Raw genomic sequence first — 22746 nt, 5'->3', positions numbered from 1 at the left:
ACTGGCTCTACTGGCTCTACTGGCTCTACTGGCTCTACTGGCTCTACTGGCTCTACTGGCTCTACTGGCTCTACTGGCTCTACTGGCTCTACTGGCTCTACTGGCGCTACTGGCTCTACTGGCTCTACTGGCTCTACTGGCTCTACTGGCGCTACTGGCTCTACTGGCTCTACTGGGGTTACTGGGGCTACCGGCGTTACTGGTGTTACTGGGACTACCGGTGAAACTGGCGCTACTGGGGTTACTGGGGCTACCGGTGTTACTGGCGCTACTGGTGTTACTGGTGCGACTGGATCTACTGGGACTACTGGGGCTACTGGGGCTACTGGGGCTACTGGCGCTACTGGCGCTACTGGCGCTACTGGCGCTACTGGGGCTACTGGCGCTACTGGCGCTACTGGGGCTACTGGCGCTACTGGGGCTACTGGGGCTACTGGCGCTACTGGGGCGACCGGCGTTACTGGTGTTACTGGGACTACCGGTGAAACTGGCGTTACTGGGGTGACTGGAGCTACTGGGGTGACTGGGGCTACTGGGACTACTGGGACTACTGGGGCTACCGGTGTTACTGGTGCGACTGGATCTACTGGATCTACTGGGGCTACTGGCTCTACCGGCGTTACTGGTGTGACTGGTGGACTTGGGGCTACCGGTGAAACTGGCGCTACTGGGGTGACTGGGGCTACTGGTGAAACTGGGGCTACCGGTGTTACTGGTGCGACTGGCTCTACTGGCGCTACCGGCGTTACTGGTGTTACTGGTGGACTTGGGGCTACTGGTGTTACTGGCGCTACCGGCTCTACTGGCTCTACTGGCTCTACTGGCTCTACTGGCTCTACTGGCTCTACTGGCTCTACCGGCGTGACTGGTGTGACTGGGACTACCGGTGAAACTGGCGCTACTGGGGTGACTGGAGCTACTGGTGTTACTGGGGCGACTGGGGCTACTGGTGAAACTGGCGCTCCCGGTGTTACTGGGGCGACTGGCTCTACTGGCGCTACTGGGACTACTGGGACTACTGGGACTACTGGTGAAACTGGCGCTACTGGCGCTACTGGCGCTACTGGCGCTACTGGTGTTACTGGGGCTACTGGCTCTACCGGCTCTACCGGCTCTACTGGCTCTACCGGCTCTACCGGCTCTACTGGCTCTACCGGCTCTACCGGCTCTACTGGCTCTACCGGCTCTACCGGCTCTACTGGGACTACTGGGGCTACTGGTGAAACTGGGGCTACTGGGGCTACTGGGGCTACTGGGGCTACTGGGGCTACTGGGGCTACCGGCGTTACTGGGACTACCGGTGAAACTGGCGCTACTGGGGTGACTGGAGCTACTGGTGTTACTGGGGCTACTGGGGCTACTGGGACTACTGGTGAAACTGGGGCTACTGGGACTACTGGTGAAACTGGGGCTACCGGTGCGACTGGATCTACTGGGGCTACTGGCTCTACCGGCGTTACTGGTGTGACTGGGACTACTGGTGAAACTGGAGCTACTGGTGTTACTGGCGCTACTGGCGCTACTGGATCTACCGGGGCTACTGGTGTTACTGGCGCTACCGGCTCTACCGGAGTTACTGGTGTTACTGGTGTTACTGGGACTACTGGGACTACTGGTGAAACTGGCGCTACTGGGGTGACTGGGGCTACTGGAGCTACTGGGGCTACCGGCATTACTGGTGAAACTGGGGTGACTGGAGCTACTGGAGCTACTGGAGCTACCGGTGTTACTGGCGCCACTGGGGTGGCTGGATCTACTGGGGCTACTGGCTCTACCGGCGTTACTGGTGCGACTGGTGGACTTGGTGCGACTGGCTCTACCGGCTCTACTGGGGTGACTGGAACTACTGGCGCTACCGGTGTTACTGGGGCTACTGGGGCTACTGGGGCTACTGGGGCTACTGGGGCTACTGGGGCTACTGGGGCTACTGGGGCTACTGGGGCTACTGGGGCTACTGGGGAACGTGGAGCTACTGGCTCTACTGGCGCTACTGGCATTACTGGCGCTACTGGCGTTACCGGGGCTACTGGCATTACTGGCGCTACTGGCGTTACCGGGGCTACTGGCATTACTGGCGCTACTGGCGTTACCGGAGCTACTGGCGTTACTGGCGTTACTGGCGCTACTGGCGCTACTGGCGTTACCGGAGCTACTGGCGTTACTGGCGCTACTGGCGCTACTGGCGCTACTGGCGTTACCGGAGCTACTGGCGTTACTGGCGTTACTGGAGCTACTGGCTCTACGGGGACTACCGGACCAGCATTTACAGAAGGTTTCTCAGCATTTAATAATGCTATAACAGTAAGCGCCTCTACTACAATCACTAACTGGAGTGTTGCTGCTCCATATTTCACAACACCAGCATTCAATCCAACGACCGGAATTTTCACTGTTCCAACAACCGGAAGATATGCTTTTGAAGCTACAATCAACTACTCTACTGCTGCAGCAATTACCATAAGCTTAGGGGCTGGCATCAATCCATCATTTGCTATTCGACAAAACGCTACAACAAATTTAATAAGCGGACTATTCCCTTTATTAAATGTAAATATTATTGCCGTATTGACTTTACGTGCTGTCCTTGGTAATGGGACGGTAACATTGGCTGGAGAAGTCGATTTAAATGCAGGTGATACCATTGATTTATTCTACAATGCTAACGGTTTAGCAATAGGGCTTACTCTTGGAGGAGCTAACTCTGGCGGTATTGTATGGTCATGTCACCGAATTTCATAGCATTAAGATCTTTACTGGGAAAGTAGAAACTTACTTTCCCAGCTTTTAATTTGAGATATCTAACTTGTGCAATCATTTGTACTTTGCCACATCAAACTTCAAAAATAAAAAAAGTAGTACAAACATTGATCTTCAAGTTTGTACTACTTACTGATAACTATTTATTTCTTACAAATCCGCAAACATTTCCTTCAACATTTCTTCAGCAACATTTTTACCTTGCTCAACGCACTCAGGTATTGATATTCCTTCGAAGGAGCTCCCTGAGAGCTTTACAGCGGGAAAATGTTCACGTAACTCTTGTTTTGAACGCTCGACCTTCGCCTCATGTCCTACCGTATATTGTGGCATGGCATTTTTCCAGCGGGAAACTACAGTCATTAACGGTTCTCCATCTACACCAATTGTTTTCATTAAATCCTGCAATACAGTCTTTTCAATTTCTGTATCAGATAACGCAACAATTGCCTCATCGCCCACTCGGCCAATATAACTGCGTAACAGTACATAATCATCTGGTGTTGTACCAGGCCACTTGCGGTTAATCCACGTACAAGAAGTTATTGAAAAATCACTATTTCGGGAGACAAAAAATGATAACGCATCTAGATCACCTAACTGATCTTTTTTAAATGCCATTGTCACAGTAGCAATAGTTGCTGCCTTCATCGTACTCAATTCATTTAATAACTGGTGTTTACTGAACATTTTTCTTGCCACATTAAATGGTGTAGCAATAATAACAGCATCTGCTTTTAATTGTGTAAAATTGTTGAACAAAACTTGGACTGTACCATCCTTACCATGTTCAATTTCCTCAACTTTAATACCCTTCATAACTATCCCAGGAAGTAGTGATTCTTCAAGTTTTTCGATAAGTGTCTCAAGACCATTATTAAATGTTTGAAAAATCCCCTTATCTTTCGTATTGAGTTTGTTACTTAAAAAATTCGAACCAGACTTTTTCATACCAATCAGTAGGCTACGATATTTTTGCTCTAATCCATAGAGCTGCGGGAATGTTGAGCGCATACTTAACTGTTCTATATCACCAGCAAATGTTCCAGCAAGTAATGGCTCTACTAAATTTTCTACAATTTCAGCACCGAATCTTCTTCTAAAAAATTGCCCTAATGGTTGGTCATCGTTCTGTGCAGAACGAGGGATGAAAAAATCCCCCGCCGCACGAACTTTCCCGCTAAGTGAAAACAAACCTGATGTAATAAATGACGAGACATGTGGTGTTGCTCCAGACAAAAGATTGCTAGGGATTGGATACAATTGACTACCGACAGCAACGTAAGTCGGACCTGTATTGCTTGTAATCATTTCCTGTTCAATGCCTAAATCCTTTGCCAAAGCATATACATAATTCTCACGATCAAAAAAAGATTCTGGACCGCGCTCGATAATAAAGCCATCTTTTCTCAGTGTTTGTATTTTTCCGCCAAGACGTAATGACGACTCGACAAGTACGATATCTAACGGCAATTCTTTTGCGCTTGCTTCTTTTTGCAAATAGAACGCAGCTGTGAGGCCAGTAATGCCACCGCCTACAACAACTACCTTTCGTCTTTTTTGAGTCACCAACATCATCACTTTCTTTTCGCTTAGCTTAATTTTTTATGAATGGCATCAACCATTGCATCAATAAATAACGGGTGTGTATTTGGCATTGCTGGACGATAATATTTCGCGCCAAGTTCATCACAAACAACTTTACATTCATAATCGTTGTCATATAAAACTTCTAAATGTTCTGTTACAAAGCCAACTGGCGTATAAACGAACGAATGGAAGCCCTTTTGCTCGTAAAGTTCACGCGTTAAGTCCTGAACATCTGGACCAATCCATGGCTCAGGTGTTTGCCCTGCTGACTGCCAGCCAACTTCTACATTGTTTACACCTGTCGCTTCTCTAATTAATCGAGCCGTCTCAATTAATTGATCTTCATATGGATCGCCTAGCTCCTTAATTTTCTCTGGAAGTGAGTGTGCAGACACGATTAAACATGCTTTTTCACGTTCTTCTTCTGACATTGCATTAAACGTTTCATTTACTTTCATTTTCCAATACTCAATGAACTTTGGTTCATCATACCAAGATTCTACAGAAGTAATTGTTAATCGATCTCCAGCCGCTTCTGTTGCACGACCATTATATGATTTAATAGAGAACGTTGAGAAGTGAGGAGCTAACACGATAGAAACGGCTTCTTTAATACCTTCCGCTACCATTCCTTCTACAGCATCTTCAATGAATGGGTGGATATGCTTTAATCCGATAAATAATTTGTATTCCACATTATCTTGCACTTCATTTAAACGTGCACATAAAGCCTCAGCCTGCGCTTGAGTAGCAGCAGCAAGTGGCGATAAACCACCGATTGCTTCATAACGACTGCGTAAATCTTCTAAATGCTCTTCTGAAGGTTTGCGACCGTGGCGAATATGCGTATAGTAAGGTTCGATGTCTTCTTCTTTATAGGGTGTTCCGTATGCCATAACTAATAAGCCTTTAACTTCTTTCATTAACCTTTTCACCTCTAAATAATAGTTATCTTTAATCGTACGTAATGTGACAAAAAGAAGCTGTCCAATTCATTAGGTTGGACAGCACCCTTTCTACGATGAAATCAAGATATCATTCATAAAAAAGAAATATGAGCGTTAATATCCTGTTCACATCTATATTAAGAGCGTGCTTGGATTTGTTGAGCACTATACTCATGAATAAGAGCTGTTAAACGTTTTAACACTTCTGGGTCTACCTCTGGGAATACACCATGACCTAGGTTAAAGATATGCCCTGGCATTTCTAAGCCTTGATCGATAATATCTTTCGTGCGTTTTTCAATAATTGACCAATCAGCAAGTAATAGCGATGGATCTAAATTGCCTTGTACTGGTTTAGTAATTCCGTTTGCACGTGCTTCTTTAATTGGTAAACGCCAATCTAAGCCAACAACATCAACCGGTAAATCATTCCACTCTTTCGCTAAATGACTTGCACCGACACCAAACTGAATAAGTGGCACATTTTCTTTTTTCAATTCTGCAAAAATACGTGTCATAATCGGTTTAATGAAGACACGATAGTCTTCAACATTTAAAGCACCAACCCAAGAGTCAAATATTTGGATAGCTTTTGCTCCCGCTTCTACTTGAGCAGAAATATCAGAAATAATCATGTCAGCCAACTTGTCCATTAAAGCAAACCAAGCTTGAGGCTCTGATACCATAAATGACTTTGTTTTATTATAGTTTCTTGAAGGACCACCTTCAATCATATAGCTTGCGAGAGTAAATGGCGCACCTGCAAAGCCGATTAGAGGTACATTCAATTGTTCCGCTGTTAACATTTTTATTGTTTCTAAAACGTATGGTGTATGTTCTTTCCCATTGAATTCGCCTAGTTTTTCTATATCAGCGATTGAGCGAATAGGATTTGAAATAACAGGACCTACGCCTGCTTTGATTTTCACATCTACCCCAATACCAGGGAGTGGAGTTACTATATCTTTGTATAAAATTGCCGCATCAACATTGTAATTTTCTACTGGTAATCGCGTTACATATGCACAAAGCTCAGGTTGAAGTGTAATTTCCTCTAAAGAATACTTTTCTTTAATCGCACGATATTCTGGTTGAGAGCGTCCTGCTTGTCGCATATACCATACTGGTGTATGTTCAGTTCTTTCTCCTCGTGCAGCACGTAGAAGAGTATCATTAAAAGTTGTCATGAATAGTTCCTTCCCCTCAATAAAATTCATATCGTAAAATTCTCTTGTTTATTTCATTATTATTGATATCCGTTTTCAATAGTAAACGCTTCCTCTGTTATTGTATAGTTTTCATAGTGAAATGTCATAAAATTGTTCTTTCTAAGGGATTTCTTTTTTGACAAAGCTTTAGACTTCCACTTAAATGGAGATAATCACGCTATATTAAGAAAATTCATAAGGAGGTCAATTTTATGTATATTTATTTAACTTCTGGTACAGGTGATTTTTTAGAACAGTTAAAGAATAAATATCCAAACGAGGCAATGATTTTAATACACGGAGAAGGGAACTCTGTGCTTATACACGAAACTGAAGGAAAATCTGTCTTTGCCACACCTCGTAAATTCGAAGTATTAGATTCAGTAAATGATTTAGAAGAACGCGGCTTTTTTGTATTCAACAATATTCCCGTTACAGATGAGGGTCGACCAGTTTTTGAACATCGCTTTTTAAATCGAGCGGGCGCTATAGAAGATGAGCCAGGTTTTGTAGCATTTCGACTACTTCGTCCATTAAATAGTGAAACATACATTGTCATGACACAATGGAACGGCCCTCATTCGTTTGAAGCATGGAAAAGCTCAAAAGCCTTTGCATCCGCACACGCTGAACGTAAAGAACCAACAGGTGTGAATCAGCAAAATATTTTCTCAGCAGCCTCATATGTCACAACCTATAACGCAGCTCCAAAAGAAGAAAACGAGTATTAGTTGAAGCGTGCAGGAATTCACTGCTTTCCGCGGGTATCCCGAGTGCGCGGGTATTCACTGCTCTCCCGGAGTATTCACCGGGTGCCCGGGTACCCCCGTTGCTCTTCGAGTATCCCACTTCGATTCACGAGTATTTTCTGCACTTCTGCGGATATCCCCCGGGTGTGCGCAGGTATTCGCTGCACTTCCGGAGGGCATTGTCCAGAACGTGGAGAATTCATTACTCTTGCTTAGAATATCTTTTACAAGAAGTACTGAACCACTGTTTTCCAGTTTGTGAAACTATTATGTTATTAATAAAAATCTAGGATAATCTGTTTAAGGAGGTTTTACTGTGAACCAACGTCTACTCGAAAAGATTGATAACCATTTTGATGAAATGGTGGCGATTCGTCGTCATCTACATATGCATCCAGAGCTGAGCTTCCAGGAGCAAGAAACCGCTAATTATATTATTCGTTTTTATAAAAATCTAGGCGTACCGGTTGAAGCTAATGTCAGTGGCTACGGTTTAATTGCACGGATTAAAGGAAGCAAGCCTGGCAAAACGATTGCTTTACGAGCAGACTTTGACGCACTGCCTATACAAGATGAAAAAAACGTACCATACAAATCAACTGTGGCTGGTGTTATGCATGCTTGCGGACATGATGGACATACAGCTACTTTGCTAATCGTCGGTAAGCTATTGTGGGAAATGCGCGATGAATTAGCAGGAGAATATGTACTAATTCATCAGCATGCTGAAGAGGCTGATCCAGGCGGAGCGATCGGGCTGATCCAGGCTGGAGCTTTGAATGGCGTTGATGCTATTTTTGGTACACATCTATCTTCTAATCATCCAACAGGCATGATTGGCTACCGCGTCGGTCCAACGATGGCTGCTGTTGATAGTTTTGAAATGAAAATTCGAGGTCAAGGCGGGCACGGTGCTCATCCGGACCAAACAAAGGATGCGATTGTTATTGGCTCTCAGCTTGTTATGAATTTACAACAACTTGTGGCACGTCGAGTTGATCCAATCGAATCGGCTGTTTTATCAGTTGGTTCATTCGTAGCATCTAATGCTGACAATATTATTGCCGATACAGCCTATTTAAATGGTACAATTCGAACATTTGATAAAGATGTTCGTGAAACGATGGAGCGTGAGTTTAAACGGGTTATCCAAGGTACTGAAATTGCGCATGATTGTACAATTGAACTGGATTATCGTCGTGGCTACCCTGCTGTTGTAAATCATGAGAAAGAAACATTATTTGTGCGTACTATCGCTCAGGATATTTGCGATGTTACTGAAGTAAAAGCAAGTATGGGGGCTGAAGATTTCTCTTACTACTTAGAGGAAAAACCAGGTACTTTCTTCTTTACAGGAGCCAAACCAACTGAATATGCACCACATCATCATCCAAAATTCGATATAGATGAAAAAGGTATGCTCATTGCTGCAAAGGTATTATTAACAGTAGCACTAGACTATCAATTAGTAGAATAGAAAATAAAGCTCATTTCTCCAAGTCTGTTATTGGAGAAATGAGCTTTTGATTTGAAATTAACCATTATCAAGGTTTTGAGACCTTAGCAGTTAATTCACTGACAACCAGTATAATAATAAAAGTTACATAAAACATTGGCTGTGTGATACTACATAGACCAACTATAATTGCTTGAGAGATCATCGCAAGACGTACAATTTGATTGACCGCTACCTTGCGTGCTTCATCAGGTAACGGATAAAGCATGTCCATGCGGAATTCACCGCTTGATAATAAAGCCTGCTTTAATTGAATAGTTGTAGCAAAGCTCAATACACCTGCAACAATCCATGAAACGACAGGGATATCTACAAAGGCTGCAATAACAGCTGAAATCACGGTTAAACGGAACCATAAATAAAAATGATCATCTGTTCGGATGAATGTACGGAACACCAAGTACTTTTGAGTATTATCCTTGTTGTATGGCACAAATTTGTAAAGCCAGTCAAGCCAACCTCGACGACGGATGCTACCACGTAGATGTGGAACGTCTGTGAAATAATTAGCAAAGCGATAGAAGCTCATCATGCGATTTTGTTCAAGCTTCACAAAATGCTCGTATGGGACAGGTTCACCTGTGCATTTTTTTCTAAATATTACAATATACACGCTCCCAATTGCTACAGCAACAATCGCTAAAATAAGCTGCATATGAAGCCCCATGTACACAGCCACACTAAAGATAACAGCTCGAATCAGCCTGTCCACCCAGATCATTTGACCGCGTTCACTATACCGAAAGCTAAATTCACCCTGAACGCTCAAATACTTCAATATAATAATAAGTAGGAACACTGACCAAATTTCAAATGTAGTTAATTCAGTAACAGTCTTTAGTAAAGGGATACTAACGATATAAACAATTGCCACCATCCACACCTGTGACCAAAACGTCCACGCTAAAGCCTTTTTGAAATACTGCGACATTTTTGATTCTAAAGGTAATAAATACACTTGGTCTGGCTCTCTCAAAAGTGAAGTCGGACGACTAAATGCCAATAAAATCCCTACAAAAACTGCGATTAATACCTCTGCCGGAAAATCAGACTGGACGACTTTCAGCCATTCACTATATTGATAGCCCCCTGCTCCGATAAGAAATACTAGTACAATCGCTAAATGCCCTGTAAAAATAAACCGCATATATTTTTGCACTTCACCTATATAGTGCATGAAACGAGAGGACCAAACATCACGCAAGTTCTTCATGGTCGCGCTCCTTTGTCATTGCAATATATAAATCATCCAATGTCGCATGTGGCATCGCAAATGCCTTGCGTAAATCCTCCATTGTTCCTTGTGCTCGCACACGTCCTTCATGCAATAAAATGATACGGTCACAATGCTTTTCAGCGGTCGATAAAATGTGCGTGGACATTAATATAGAAGCGCCCTCTTTTTTCTTTTCATCCATCTGATCAAGCAATGATTGGATACCAAGTGGATCGAGCCCTACAAAAGGCTCATCAATAATGTAAAGACTTGGATTGACTAAAAAGGCACACATAATCATAACCTTTTGACGCATTCCCTTTGAGAAATGCGAAGGGAACCAATTAAGTCGCTTTTCCATTCGAAATTCTTTTAATAATATTTGTGAACGAGCTGCAAGTGTTGCTTCATCTAAACCGTAAGCCATTGCGGTTAATTCCAAATGCTCACGTAATGTTAGCTCATCGTACAATACAGGTGTTTCAGGAATATAAGAAAATGCTGTACGATACTTGTCCGTATTTTCCTTTAACGTCACACCATTTAAACGAATGTCTCCTTCTTTTGGAAGCATTGTTCCGATGATATGCTTAATCGTTGTACTTTTACCAGCGCCGTTCAAACCTATTAAGCCAACAAGCTCTCCTTTTTCAATCGTAAATGATAAATCTTTAATAACAGGCTTTCTTGTATAACCACCTGTCACATGTTGTACCTCTAATACCGTCATGCCCTCACTCCTCTTCTAGTTTATATTTTATCAAAAATTAGCAAATGATACAGTTATGAGTATGATAGAATGTACTTACATATAAAATAAGGAGGAATTTTCAAATGAGCGATTGCCTATTTTGCAAAATCATTGAAGGATCTATTCCAAGTACAAAAATTTATGAAGACGAGCATGTCTATGCATTTACTGACATTTCGCCTGTAGCAAAAGGTCATACACTATTAATTCCAAAACATCACTGTAAGGATCTATACGAAATGCCTGAGGATGTAGCTCGTAATTTATATGCAGTAGCACCGAAAATTGCAAATGCTATTAAGGCGGCTTTTCATCCAATCGGACTTAATACAATTAATAATAATGGTGCTGCAGCTGGACAAACTGTTTTCCACTATCACTTACATTTTATTCCTCGTTACGATGAAAAAGAAGGCTTGGGCTTAATTTGGCAAACACAAAAATATACACCTGAGCAATTAACTGAAGTTGCTGAAAGCATTAAAGCTAACCTTCAGTAATTGAGCCTAATTGTCAGAATTGTCTATTGCAATTTTGAAATTTATAGCGTACAATCACAAATAAGTTTCGCTAACGGTCATGAGGGCACGTTAGGAGACAAAAAAAGATTAGCATAGTCGAGGAGAGATTAGAAATGAATACAAAAAATTTAGTATTAATGGCCCTTTTAGTTGGTGTTGGTGCTACCCTTTACGTGGTCACACCAGGTATGGTAAATGGTATGAAGCCTGATTTCATGCTAACAATGATGTTTATCGGCATTTTATTGTTCCCTACCATTAAAGAAACGTTCTTACTTTCTTTAGCAACAGGAGTACTTTCAGGATTGTTTACAACATTTCCAGCTGGCCTTGTTCCAAATATTATCGATAAAGCAGTAACAGGCTTTGTCTTTTTAGCTGCCTTAATGGTGCTGAAAAAATTGGCAAGTAATTTCGCAGTAACTGCTGGCTTAGTTGGTTTAGGAACAATTTTATCTGGAACTGTCTTTTTAACAGTCGCACTTTTTGTATTCAATGCAAACGTTGGTGCAACATTCGCTGTTCTGTTTGTAGGCGTTGTATTACCTGCTGTAGTATTTAATGTGATTGCTTTTGCAATTATATATCCTATAGTTGCAAAATTAGTGAAGCGTTCTAAAATCCAAACAGCTATTTCAATTTAATAAAAATGACGTTCATCTTCAAGGAAACTAAACTGTGATTGAAAATCACTCGTTTAGTTTCTTTTTTCTTTTTGTATTCATGCATTTCATGGTTTAATAGTAGATAACACATGATCATTACAGAAATGAGGTATTTAAAATGAAAGCAAAACCATTTTTATTTGGAGTGGCAGCCGGGATTGTCGGCGGTACAATCGCTGTACTTTTTTCAGCTCCTCAATCAGGACAACAGCTACGTGCTAATTTGCGAGCAAACGCTGCAAGCACAAAGGACAAGCTTTTAGATGTAAAACAGCAAGCAGGCACAGTTAAACAATCCGTTAATTCACTCACAAATGAAATGAAAAATAATATACCACTAATAATAAATGATTTAAAACAATCTATTACTACATTTACTGAAGAAATCGAGCCATCAAAAAATTACTTACAACAAGAAATAGAAGCATTACAGAATTCAATAAGCGAAATCGAGAAAAACGTTGCACAATTTACAGAAAAAAAGGAAAAAACGCAAGAAAAAGTTAGCGACTAAAGTCCTTACACCCTGATAAATAAACTATATTTTTATCAAATTCAATCTACACAATGTTATTTTTTAACCACTTTTCAATTTTTTAATTTTTCTAACTTTAAACTTTTTTCCTTTATTGCTATAATATTTTTAAAATGTTAAAGAAAGCAGTAGGTGATGGCTTTGTCAGAGGAATTATACACTCAAAAAGAAGCGATGCTTTATAGTCAAAGAATTGCGCAATTATCAAAAGCCTTATGGAAAGCAGTTGAGAAAGATTGGCAGCAATGGATTAAACCCTACGATTTAAATATTAACGAACATCATATTTTATGGATTTCGTATCATTTAAAAGGGGCTTCAATTTCTGATGTGGCAAAATTCGGGGTTATGCACGTTTCCACAGCATTTAATTTTTCTAAAAAATTAGAAGAACGTGGATTCCTTAAGTTTTCAAAGCGAGATGACGATAAGCGTAATACGTACGTTGAGTTAACAGAAGCAGGTACAGAACTTATTGTTGAAATGAATAGTAATTATCATAATACGTATCATTCTGTGCTAGAAGGCTCATTAGCTTTAAAGGATCTGTACGGTCGCTTCCCAGAATTTTTAGATGTTATGGCTGTTATACGCAATATATACGGCGAGGACTTCATCGACATTTTTGAGCGTTCCTTCCAGCACTTCCGTGAGTCCTTTGATAAGGTAGAAGAACGTCCAACTGTAAAAGGATGAAAGTGATAATAGTAGGCTTTGAGGCTCGGCTGTTCGTAATCTGAGCTTAATGGCCTTAAAAGCTATAAATCATGCTAAAAGAGGTACTTCAGAAATTTTTCTGAGATACCTCCTTTTTCTTGCATTCTAGCATAATTCAATTTACATTAGATAGGACCATTCATACTACGGAGTTGATAATCATGCATTGTTGGAAAATTTTAAATCTTGAACATCATTACGGAACAACGCGTATTATGATCATGGCTGTCTTTGCTTTTTTAACTGTATTCTCTCTTTCCTATGTAACGTTTAATCTATTTAATGATGAGCACTATACAGATCGTTTGTTTTGGCTCTTTGTAATTGCTGTATTTGCAATCTATCCAATCCACAAATGCTTACACTTTCTAGCATTGTATGATTTACGTCAACATTTAAAATTGCGTGTGCGTACCCAATTTTATGTTATTCCTGTTCTACACATGCGTATCCGTGAACCTTTATTGAAAAATCGTTATATTTTAGCTTTACTCACACCATTTATTGTTTTAAATACAAGCATTATATTAGGTACACTGTTATTCCCTGCGTATACACATTACGGCACATTACTTTTAGCTTACCATTGTAGTCTATGTGTAATTGATATTCTATATGTGAAATATTTATTGGATTCGCCTAAAGACTCCCAAATTGAGGAGACGCCTAAGGGCTATGAAATTTTAGTGCCACCTACTATTCACTAAATTGCTTGTACTTGTGTTTTATTGACGTTTTTTGTTATGCTATTAATACTGAAAGAGGGGAGGAATAGACTTGCTGTTAATGATTGTAGTTCTATTCTCGGTATTCTATTTATTTCAAATAAACCGCATGACTTATGCGCTGTGCATGCGACGTGAAATTCCCGAAGAAAAACAACCAAAAGTATTCCGAACTATAAATATACTTATTACAATATTACTTGTCTCATTTTATATTGAAGTTTTATATGCTGTTTAGTAGATCAATTATGCCTCGGCAAAATTGCGTAGGAATCGGCTTTTTGCAAGCACAAAACCGATTCCGCCGGAAAGAAAAAGGCATCCACTTCCTTTTGGACACCTAATGTGATAACTCGGTCTGACCAATCATATTTTGTAACGTCACCTAAAATGCGGTGCGGATGCCTTACATTGTAAAAAAAGCTAAGGACGTTAAATCCTTAGCTTTTCGTCATTTTTATTAATTAGTATAGGAACGCTGCACCAACGATAATTAATAAAATAAACAACACAACTAATAAAGCAAAGCCTGAGCCGTAGCCACCGCCACCATATCCTCCGCTGCTCATAACTTCACCCCCTTTCTTTTCTATATCCTATGCGCTTGAAAATTTGAAATATAGGCTATACTCAAGGGGGGAACCATTTTGTTTTTAAAACGTTTATGTTATAGTAAAAAATGGACGAAACCATTGTAAGGAGAGAATATCCACTATGAAAAAGACAGTTTTATCTTTAACATTAGCTGCCTCGGTATTAGCGCTTGGAGCTTGTAGCGGAGGGGACAGTAAAACAGTTGTTACTTCTAAATTAGGTGACATTTCAGGCGCTGACTTTAATGAATCAGCAAAAAATTTAGCAGGTGCTCATGTAGTTCAACAAATGGTGACTGAAAAATTACTATCTGATAAATATAAAGTATCAGACAAAGAACTTAAAGAAGCATACGACACTACTGCTTCACAATTAGGTGATGAATTTGACCAAGCTCTTGTTCAATATGGCTTAACGAAAGAAGGCTTTAAAGAGACTTTACGTGTTCAGCTTCTTTCAGAAAAGGCTTTAAAAGATAAAGCTTTTACAGAAAAAGATGTAAAAAAACATTATGAACAAATGAAAACGGAGTTAAATGGTCGTCATATTTTAGTTGCAGATGAGAAAACAGCTAAAGAAGTGATTGCCAAAATTAAAGGCGGCGCAAAATTTGCAGATGTAGCAAAAGAATACTCAACTGATACTGGCTCTGCTGACAAAGGTGGAGAGCTTGGTTGGTTCTCTGTTGGTGCAATGGTAGATGAATTTAATGATGCTGCTTATGCCCTTCCTGTAAAAACTTTAAGTGAACCAGTTAAAACAAGTTTCGGTTACCACGTAATTGAAATTACGGAAAAGCGTGATGTTAAAGGTGTTGGCTCATTCAAAGACGAAGAAGCAAATATCCGTTCACAAATGCTAGCTAAATTAGTGAACACAGGTCAAGATAAACAAGTTCTTAAAGATATCCTTGCAAAAATGGCAAAAGATGCAGATGTAAAAACTTCTGATAAAGAATTAGAACCTGCTATCAAGGATCTTACAACAACAAGTGAAGAGCAAGCTAAAGCGCAAGAAGAAGCTGTTAAAAAAGCGCAAGAAAACGCTGAAAAAGAAAGTAAAAAAGATACTGACAAAAAGTAATCTGTTATCTTACTATATGAAAAAGGGTTACGCTTATACAGGCGTAACCCTTTTTATATACAAAAAGTATCTTGAAAACACATACTCATTTTGAATAAAGTTTACTCAAAATGAATCCTCTTTCCTTTTTTACAAAGGTATTAGAGGTTTAGCCTTCGTCCCTTTACTAAGGAGCTCATCTATGACCTATCTCCAGCCTCGAATCCACTCAACTACGAAACCTCAAATCTACATTTATTTAATAGACGGCTTATAAAACGATCGATTATCAAGCGGAAATAATCGTTCAGTAAATTCTCCCGGTGCTGTTTTGCCTAATGCTCGTGCTAGCATGTTCATCTTTGCATCAATATTATCAATATAATGTAAGATTTCCGCTTCTTGAATCATCGGTTTTTTCGGACTGCCCCATTCTTCTTTACCGTGGTGAGATAGCACCATATGTTGCAATAGCATAACTTCCTCGCCCTCAATCTCTAGTTCACTAGCAATCTTGGCAATTTCATTGACCATAATCGTAATATGACCAAGTAAATTCCCTTCAACAGTATACATAGTTGCAACTGGCCCTGATAGTTCAACAACCTTACCGATATCATGCAGAATTATCCCTGCATATAACAGATCTCGATTTAATGTAGGATATAAATCAGCAATTGCTCTTCCTAGTCTTAACATTGACACCATATGATCCAAAAGACCAGATGCATAATCATGATGATTTTTCGTTGCTGCTGGATATACTAAAATAGCATCCTGATGTTTTTTAATAGCTGCACGTGTAATTCGAGAAATATTTGGATTTTTAATATCAAAGAAAAATTGCGTCAATTCTTCATATAATTCTTCTTTTGGAGTTGCTGAGGAAGGAACTAAATCATTAATAGCAATTCCCTCCTCCGGTTTTGCTACACGGATTGATTTTATACGCAATTGGTTTTTGCCACGGTAGTCATGAATTTCCCCACCTACACGGACAATTGCCTCAGCGTGATACAGTTTTTCATGATCATCATTTGTATCCCATAGCTTTGCCTCAATATCTCCACTTTTATCTTGTAATAACAGTGACATAAATGGCTTTCCAACTGTGGTAACTCCTTTTGTCGCCTGTTTAATTAATAAAAATTGATCAACTGATTCTCCAACCTGGAGCGTCGTAATACCCTTCATGTTGACGCCACTCCCCTTTCATTTGCTAGTGCTCCAACATTGACTATTTGGTCTTTCTGCCAATGCTCGAGCATCCCGTCATGGCAAGTAAAATATAAAATTTGACGTTCATATCCTACTTCTTTCATTAATTGTACCATTTTGTCTGTACGGTTTCGATCAAAATGGACAAAAGGATCGTCCATAATAAATGGAAATGGAGCAGAAGTTGTCAGTGTTTTTGCTAGTGCCATGCGCAACGAAATATAAGCTTGCTCCTTCGTAGCCTGTGATAATTCTGCCATTTGATAACGTAATCCAGAAACATCCTGTGTAACAAAATAGCCTTCATCATTAATTAAAAGCTTATCGTAACGTCCACCTGTTAACAAATTAAATATTGTATTAACCTCTGTCAAAACATAGGGTAGTTTTTCTTCTCTTAGGCGGAACAATGTTTCATGAATCGCAGTAGCCAATGCCTTTTTTGTAGCCCATTGCCCTATTAGCTGTTGCAGCATTGATTTCTCCTCTTCAAACTGTTGCAGCAATTGACCATATTTCTCGTCATTTAGAAGATTCTCTTTTTGGATTTGTAGTGTCGCGCGTTGTTCTAGGCAATGATCTATGGCTACCTGCATTGCGCCACGCTCTTCTTCTAAAGCAAGTAGTTTTTCTTTAAGCTGTTTATCGTCTATTAATGATTGTTCGTTGTCTACATTCAGCGAGGCTAGCTGACTCTGAATGGCTTGAAGTTCTGTTGTTTTTTTTTGTTGTTGCTCAAATTGTTCATGCGTTTCATAATAAGCCTTCTCTGTTTGAACATTCGCAGCATTATATAACTGAGTAATTTCAGACTCATAGCTGTCTATATGTGATTGAACTCCTTGAATTTTGGTCTGAAGGCTAGTCAGCTGCTCTTTTGCTTGTTGAGATATCTGTTGCTCCTGCTGTAAAGTAAGGAATGTATTACGTAAATGCATAAAGATTTCTTGCTCACTATACTCTACTTGTAAGACTCGCTGCGCTTGTTCTAGGAACTCGATTTTCTCCGCTTGTACCGTTTGTAGAAGAGTAAATGTACTCTTCTTTTTTGCTGCTAACTCTTGAGCACCGCGAATGCGCATAAACAGCTCTGGTAATAATGTTTTCGGTATATTCCCCTCTATCCGATAGCGCCTTAAAAAATGTTGAAGCGACTGAGTGGCCTCTTCACTCACCTGCTCAGCTCGCTGAATTTTATATTCAAGTTTCACATATTGACGTTCTTTTTCTTGCTGTTGCTCATTTACATGTAACAAGTGATCTTCAAGTTTTTGTTTTTTCAGCAGGATGGCTTGAGCAACATTTTCCTCCTGCTCTAACTCATGTATTTGCTGATTTTGTTGTTTACTCGGCGCTTCATGTGCTTGTCTAGCAAATTTCAAATAAAAAATAATGATCAGCGACATAACCGCTCCTACAACAACGACAGCCATATTTTTTTCCATAACACCATAAATAAATGAAAGCATACTTATAGCTAACACAATAAATATAACAACACTTGGTTGTTGTTGTTTCGAGCGTTGCGACCTTCCATAGCGCAATTGTTCAAGCTTTCCCTTACGTTGAGGCCACTGTGCTAAAATATGTTCTTCCTCTGTAGATAATGACTCCTGTTGAAGCTGTTGTTTTAGTTGAGCAATTGTATCTAATTCTGCATGTAGTTGCTCCAACGAACGCAAATGAAATTTCAGTTCTTCTTCTGCTTCTTCTAATAGGCTTAACTGTTGTTGAAACTGTTCTTCTTGCTGTAATGACACTGTTTCCTCGAGCAAAATATCCTGCGCCGTTTTTTCCTGAACACCTAGCAAACGAAACTGCGCTTCTATTTCTTGCTCAATTAAATACAGCTCATCCATTAAGTTCTGTTCCTTAACAACTAACTGATTCCATGTTGCTTCCCTATTTAAAAGTCTAGACATTTCAGTAATAGCTTGCTCGTTCACCGTTAATTGAAGCTTTTTTTGTAGTTCCTGATACTGCTCGTTCAGCTGCTGCAATTGTAGTGTTTCATGCAAAAGCCGATCCTTTAATTGCTCATAACGTCGGATCCCTTCTGGCGGAAACTGCACATGTTCATAGCTTTTTCGCGTCTGTTCGAAAGCTTTTTGCTGTTTTAAAAGCGGCATAGCCTGCTGAAGAATTGTGAGCTGCTGCCAATTTTGCTGCTGTGTTTTTTGCTGACTATATAACTCTTCTAGCCTTTGATCGAGCTGTTGTAATTGTAATAATTTATCCTCAAAGGTCTGAATATTACCTTGTTCTTGTTTAATTGTGCGTTCTAGCTTTTTCACATGCTCCAATTTTTGATTAATGAGTGGCACTTTGCCTGTTTTTTTAAAAAGCTCACCAGCATCTTTGTCCATCTTCTTTTCTAGAGACGATAACTGTTGAATCCCTGTTGTCCCAGAGGCAAGCAACAAATGCGTGAGCTCTTCTTCTGACATTTTTTCAATGCCCTGTAGTTCATGTAATGAAAAGGAGAATATAGACTCAAAGGAGGCCTTTGAATAACCATATATTAGTTTTGCTAAAAGTTCGTCATGCCCAATTGTTCCGTCTTCTAGATAAACTGTGACGTCCCCAGCCGCCTTTCCTTTAATGCGTTCTATCGTGCATTGCCCATACGTTGGATGCCCAATTGTAAGCTGACCACCGAATTTAGTCGATACTTTCGGCTCATATTTGCGTTGTGTCTGCTGTCTCGTCGGAAATCCGAAAAGCATTTGTAAAATAAACTGTTGAATGGTGGTTTTACCCGCCTCATTCATACCATAAAAAACGGTAACTCCTTCGTGTAAAGTAATGGTGATGTTTTCATGCTTACCAAAGCCATATATTTGGATTTTTTGTATCGTTAGCATGTTATTCACACCCTTTGAATTTCTTCTGCTAATAATTCTTGCGCGTTGTGCATTAAATTTTTAATGTCCTGTTCTGTTAAAGGCTCGATCAGTCTTGCACCACCAGCATGTTGGTATAATTCCTTTAAAATATCCTTCCATTCAGAAATGACCCATTGCTCCATAAGATTCATCACCGATTCAGTCGCAGCAGTATGCTCATACAATACGGATGATTGATGTAACACAAGCTTTTGTACCCAGCACATCGGTTCAATCCCATCCTCAGCTTCTCGAATTGTTTCTAGCCATGCATCAACTGTAGCATGTTCAAATAAAGATTGTGATTGTTCATCTATATTTTTTAAATGCAGTTCAACAACAGATGCCCCATACTCTTGACGATTAAACATCAATGCTTCTTCACATTTTTTTAGGAGTTCATTTGCATGAAACACATTCGTACAATCCATCTCTACCGTATTATAAACAACAGCAGATGTAGGTACAAATTCCAAATCAGTAGAGGTTTGTGACAAGGTTACGTCATAGAAACCCTTTATCCCCTGCTCTTTCCGATGTCGGCTTTGAATATTGCCTGGATAAACAATCGGTGGATTTTGATGTAAAAGTTGTCGTTTATGAATATGCCCTAAAGCCCAATAATGATAGTTTTTTTCAAGAAGTTGATCTTTTGTGAACGGTGCATAAACAGCATGTGAAGTATCACTAGCTTCACTACCGTGAAGCATACCAATATGAATCGCATGCTCGTCCTGTGCAATAGGATAACTATCAATCATTGATTTCGTTATATGACGATCACTATAGCTGAAGCCATAAATATTAACTTGCTGACCACGTATTTTTAATTGCACAACACTTGTTTCAGCTGGTAATTCATAAACGTTGCTCGGTAACGCAAAGCGGGTCCAAGCACCATTTAAGTGATCGTGATTACCATAGCTTAAAATGACCGGGATATTATGCTGAAAGAGCTTTTCCATTGCCTCTTGAAATCTTCTTTGTGCCTGCAAGCTACGATTTTCCCCATCATATATATCACCGACGATCAGTAAAAAATCAGGTTTCTCCTGAATAGCTTTTTGAATAATTTTATCAAAAGCTTCAAATGTACTTGTTCGAATCTTTTTGAAGTTTTGCTCTGGTAAACCAAATAAGCCCTTAAATGGACTATCTAAATGTAAATCCGCCATATGAAAAAAACGAATAGCTGACATCCAATCACCTCAAGTAATAAATAATCTATATCTTGTCGTCATTCTTTCATCACTCGCAATGCAGTAAATAATTCAGTACATTAGAGGATCATCACCAAAAACGTGTGGTTGATTTCCGTTCCGACTAGGCGCTTTGTAGCTGACGCTTCGCTTTCGCTACAGAAAACATTTGTTGCTGACGCTTCGCTTTCGTTACAGAGCAAAGCTCCTTCGTTCCTCTATCGCTAATCCCCAAGGAGTCACCCAGCCTCCACTCCAATCAACTTATTTCATAGTAGACGTTTTAACAAAAGTCATTCACAACTTTTGGTGATGAACCACATTAGAATCATTACTTCAATAATTTACCAATCGCTATTTATCTCATTTTTATAATGAGATATTCGTGAATCACGTCGAAACCGAATATTTGTTCTATTTTATCATACTTCACGCTAGTTGAGAAATGTATTCAAAGAATGTTCATTAATAGTATTGCCTCAAATTTTCCACAACTTTCATAATTTATCGAAATTTTCGCTAGTTTTACCGTGAAGTTTATAAATCTTCTATGTATAATAGAATATATATTAAATAAAGGGTGGGGTTTGTATGGAGAATTATCGTTTTACAGCTTTTGAAAAAACTGGGGAAACATTATTTGATGAAACATGGACATTCGAAAACGATGAGGCTGCAAAAATCAGCGGTCTACAACAAATCGAAGAAAAAGGTGTTGCCAACAAAACTCATCGCCTTGTGAACTCCTCAGGTAAATTAATTTTATTTCATGTCTAAAAATAGCTATTAAAAGGCGCGTAGAAAAGCTTACTACGCGCCTTTTTACTTCTTTTAGCGGGTGTTTGGACGCCCACTGAAAGAAGTAGTTAAATTTATTTTCCTACAAAGGCAGGTGCTCTTTTCTCTACAAACGCATGGATTCCCTCTAAATGATCAGCCGTTTTACGCATCGCTGCTTGCCCCGCTGCTTCCATTGATAAAATACTCTCTAATTGCGGTAAATTTTGAGCATGAAGAATTTTTTTAGTCGTAATCATCGATGCAATTGGAGAAGCAAGCATTTTTCCGACTAGTTGGTCAGTAATCGCAAAAACAGTCCCATCTGGTGCAACATAGTCAATTAACCCTTCATCATGCGCTTCTGATGCAGTTAATACCTTGCCTTCCCAAATCATTTGTTTAGCTTTAACAGTACCCACACGTTCCTTCATAAAGAAATGACCGCCACCATCTGGGATGAGCCCTATACCTATGAAATTCATAGCGAGCTTACTATTTTCACATGCCACAACTATGTCAGCTCCTAACGCTAGACTAAAGCCTAATCCAGCTGACGCCCCATGAACTGCTGCAATGACGATCATCGGTAGTTGATAATATGCCTTGACAATACGCGTTAAATAAACCATTGCATTATTAATATCAAGTGGCTTATTTGAATCTAGCATCGCTTTAATATCGCCACCTGCGGAAAAGACCTTTCCTTCCCCACGAATAACAAGAATTTGTATTTCTTGTTCTTGCTGTAGTGCTTCGAAGCATTCTGCTAGTTCACGCATCATCACATCGTCCATGGCGTTCATGGCATGTGGTCGATTTAATGTTAATGTTGCACGGCGATCTAATTTTTCTAATGTAATTGTTGAAAATTTCATCCTAACACCCCCAAATATGAATAGTCATTCACTATCTATTATTCGTGTTTTTTTAGAAAACTCCTTCTCTCCTACGCAAAATAGCACTTGATAGGCTATCTTTAATTTCCCTCTGAAAGAAGTCTTCCACTTCTAAATGTGGAGGGGTGACAGCACCAGTGAAAGTGGGAGATGAATTTCGGTTAGGTGTAGACTAAAGAAGTCTCTTATTTTTGTCATGACATGATATAATCAGC

At 39.9% G+C, this 22746-nt stretch carries 20 protein-coding genes; 10 read left to right on the top strand and 10 right to left on the bottom strand.

What is annotated here, in order from left to right:
- Positions 1-2739: collagen-like protein (locus ACIQZA_RS25595; RefSeq protein ID WP_427495631.1), on the top strand; the 2739-nt coding region annotated here is incomplete at its 5' end.
- 168 nt (positions 2740-2907) lie between these two features.
- Here ACIQZA_RS25595 and hemY read toward each other — a convergent pair.
- The 3 genes from hemY to hemE form a co-directional block, all read right to left on the bottom strand.
- Positions 2908-4335, bottom strand: coding sequence for a protoporphyrinogen oxidase (hemY, locus tag ACIQZA_RS21895; protein WP_402883834.1), 1428 nt, complete (start codon positions 4333-4335; stop codon positions 2908-2910).
- Between the two features lie 14 nt (positions 4336-4349).
- Positions 4350-5270 (bottom strand): ferrochelatase, encoded by a 921-nt coding sequence (hemH, locus tag ACIQZA_RS21890; protein ID WP_142509251.1) that lies wholly within the window; start codon positions 5268-5270, stop codon positions 4350-4352.
- A gap of 161 nt (positions 5271-5431) precedes the next feature.
- Positions 5432-6481, bottom strand: coding sequence for a uroporphyrinogen decarboxylase (gene hemE, locus ACIQZA_RS21885; protein WP_400937852.1), 1050 nt, complete (start codon positions 6479-6481; stop codon positions 5432-5434).
- A 233-nt stretch (positions 6482-6714) separates the two neighbouring features.
- Here hemE and ACIQZA_RS21880 point away from each other — a divergent pair, with 233 nt between their 5' ends.
- Together ACIQZA_RS21880 and ACIQZA_RS21875 are read left to right on the top strand one after the other, a co-directional pair.
- On the top strand, positions 6715-7233 hold the full coding sequence (locus ACIQZA_RS21880; protein WP_400937854.1) for an antibiotic biosynthesis monooxygenase family protein: 519 nt from the start codon (positions 6715-6717) through the stop codon (positions 7231-7233).
- Between the two features lie 334 nt (positions 7234-7567).
- Entirely contained in the window at positions 7568-8728 is a 1161-nt protein-coding gene (locus tag ACIQZA_RS21875; RefSeq protein WP_400937856.1) for an amidohydrolase, read from the top strand.
- Positions 8729-8795: 67 nt separating this feature from the next.
- Here the strand turns inward: ACIQZA_RS21875 and ACIQZA_RS21870 are convergent, their stop codons facing one another.
- Both ACIQZA_RS21870 and ACIQZA_RS21865 read right to left on the bottom strand, forming a co-directional pair.
- Entirely contained in the window at positions 8796-9980 is a 1185-nt protein-coding gene (locus tag ACIQZA_RS21870; protein WP_402883779.1) for an ABC transporter permease, read from the bottom strand.
- Positions 9964-10713: an ABC transporter ATP-binding protein gene (locus ACIQZA_RS21865; protein ID WP_049668934.1), complete on the bottom strand. Its 750-nt coding sequence runs from the start codon at positions 10711-10713 to the stop codon at positions 9964-9966. Before ACIQZA_RS21865 ends, ACIQZA_RS21870 begins: the two co-directional genes overlap by 17 nt.
- Before the next feature lie 104 nt (positions 10714-10817).
- Here ACIQZA_RS21865 and ACIQZA_RS21860 point away from each other — a divergent pair, with 104 nt between their 5' ends.
- The 5 genes from ACIQZA_RS21860 to ACIQZA_RS21840 all read left to right on the top strand — a co-directional run bounded on the left by ACIQZA_RS21860 (position 10818) and on the right by ACIQZA_RS21840 (position 13879).
- The gene (locus tag ACIQZA_RS21860) at positions 10818-11234 is read left to right on the top strand and encodes an HIT family protein (RefSeq protein WP_142509247.1); all 417 of its coding nucleotides are present in this window, start codon (positions 10818-10820) and stop codon (positions 11232-11234) included.
- A 134-nt stretch (positions 11235-11368) separates the two neighbouring features.
- Positions 11369-11899: a tryptophan transporter gene (locus ACIQZA_RS21855; RefSeq protein ID WP_402883782.1), complete on the top strand. Its 531-nt coding sequence runs from the start codon at positions 11369-11371 to the stop codon at positions 11897-11899.
- A 139-nt stretch (positions 11900-12038) separates the two neighbouring features.
- Positions 12039-12434, top strand: coding sequence for a YtxH domain-containing protein (locus ACIQZA_RS21850; protein WP_402883784.1), 396 nt, complete (start codon positions 12039-12041; stop codon positions 12432-12434).
- 156 nt (positions 12435-12590) lie between these two features.
- Complete coding sequence (locus tag ACIQZA_RS21845; RefSeq protein WP_132364123.1) at positions 12591-13151, top strand: HTH-type transcriptional regulator Hpr; 561 nt, start codon at positions 12591-12593, stop codon at positions 13149-13151.
- A 182-nt stretch (positions 13152-13333) separates the two neighbouring features.
- Positions 13334-13879 carry a DUF3267 domain-containing protein gene (locus ACIQZA_RS21840; protein ID WP_400937867.1) on the top strand — a complete coding sequence of 182 codons (546 nt, stop codon included), beginning with the start codon at positions 13334-13336 and terminating at the stop codon, positions 13877-13879.
- A gap of 482 nt (positions 13880-14361) precedes the next feature.
- Here the strand turns inward: ACIQZA_RS21840 and ACIQZA_RS21835 are convergent, their stop codons facing one another.
- The gene (locus tag ACIQZA_RS21835) at positions 14362-14466 is read right to left on the bottom strand and encodes a YjcZ family sporulation protein (protein ID WP_082337661.1); all 105 of its coding nucleotides are present in this window, start codon (positions 14464-14466) and stop codon (positions 14362-14364) included.
- A 145-nt stretch (positions 14467-14611) separates the two neighbouring features.
- Between ACIQZA_RS21835 and ACIQZA_RS21830 the strand changes: the two genes are divergently transcribed.
- Positions 14612-15574 (top strand): peptidylprolyl isomerase, encoded by a 963-nt coding sequence (locus ACIQZA_RS21830; RefSeq protein WP_400937870.1) that lies wholly within the window; start codon positions 14612-14614, stop codon positions 15572-15574.
- 234 nt (positions 15575-15808) lie between these two features.
- Here the strand turns inward: ACIQZA_RS21830 and yhaM are convergent, their stop codons facing one another.
- The 3 genes from yhaM to ACIQZA_RS21815 are packed head-to-tail and all read right to left on the bottom strand — an operon-like array spanning position 15809 to position 20855.
- Positions 15809-16747 (bottom strand): 3'-5' exoribonuclease YhaM, encoded by a 939-nt coding sequence (gene yhaM / locus ACIQZA_RS21825; RefSeq protein WP_142509242.1) that lies wholly within the window; start codon positions 16745-16747, stop codon positions 15809-15811.
- Complete coding sequence (locus tag ACIQZA_RS21820) at positions 16744-19635, bottom strand: ATP-binding protein (protein WP_402883786.1); 2892 nt, start codon at positions 19633-19635, stop codon at positions 16744-16746. The genes yhaM and ACIQZA_RS21820 overlap by 4 nt, the downstream gene beginning before the upstream one ends.
- A gap of 5 nt (positions 19636-19640) precedes the next feature.
- Entirely contained in the window at positions 19641-20855 is a 1215-nt protein-coding gene (locus tag ACIQZA_RS21815; RefSeq protein ID WP_400937874.1) for a metallophosphoesterase family protein, read from the bottom strand.
- Positions 20856-21446: 591 nt separating this feature from the next.
- Here ACIQZA_RS21815 and ACIQZA_RS21810 point away from each other — a divergent pair.
- Positions 21447-21632: a YhzD family protein gene (locus ACIQZA_RS21810; protein WP_079563325.1), complete on the top strand. Its 186-nt coding sequence runs from the start codon at positions 21447-21449 to the stop codon at positions 21630-21632.
- Positions 21633-21727: 95 nt separating this feature from the next.
- Here ACIQZA_RS21810 and ACIQZA_RS21805 read toward each other — a convergent pair whose 3' ends face one another.
- A complete protein-coding gene (locus ACIQZA_RS21805) occupies positions 21728-22510 on the bottom strand; it encodes an enoyl-CoA hydratase (RefSeq protein WP_402883788.1) in 783 nt (260 codons plus the stop codon).
- Between the last annotated feature and the right edge of the window lie 236 nt (positions 22511-22746).

Source organism: Lysinibacillus sp. NPDC096382 (assembly GCF_044762845.1).
Lineage (GTDB): Bacteria > Bacillota > Bacilli > Bacillales_A > Planococcaceae > Lysinibacillus.
Note: the sequence above shows the minus strand (reverse complement) of the source record. Positions and strands in the feature narration are given on the sequence as shown.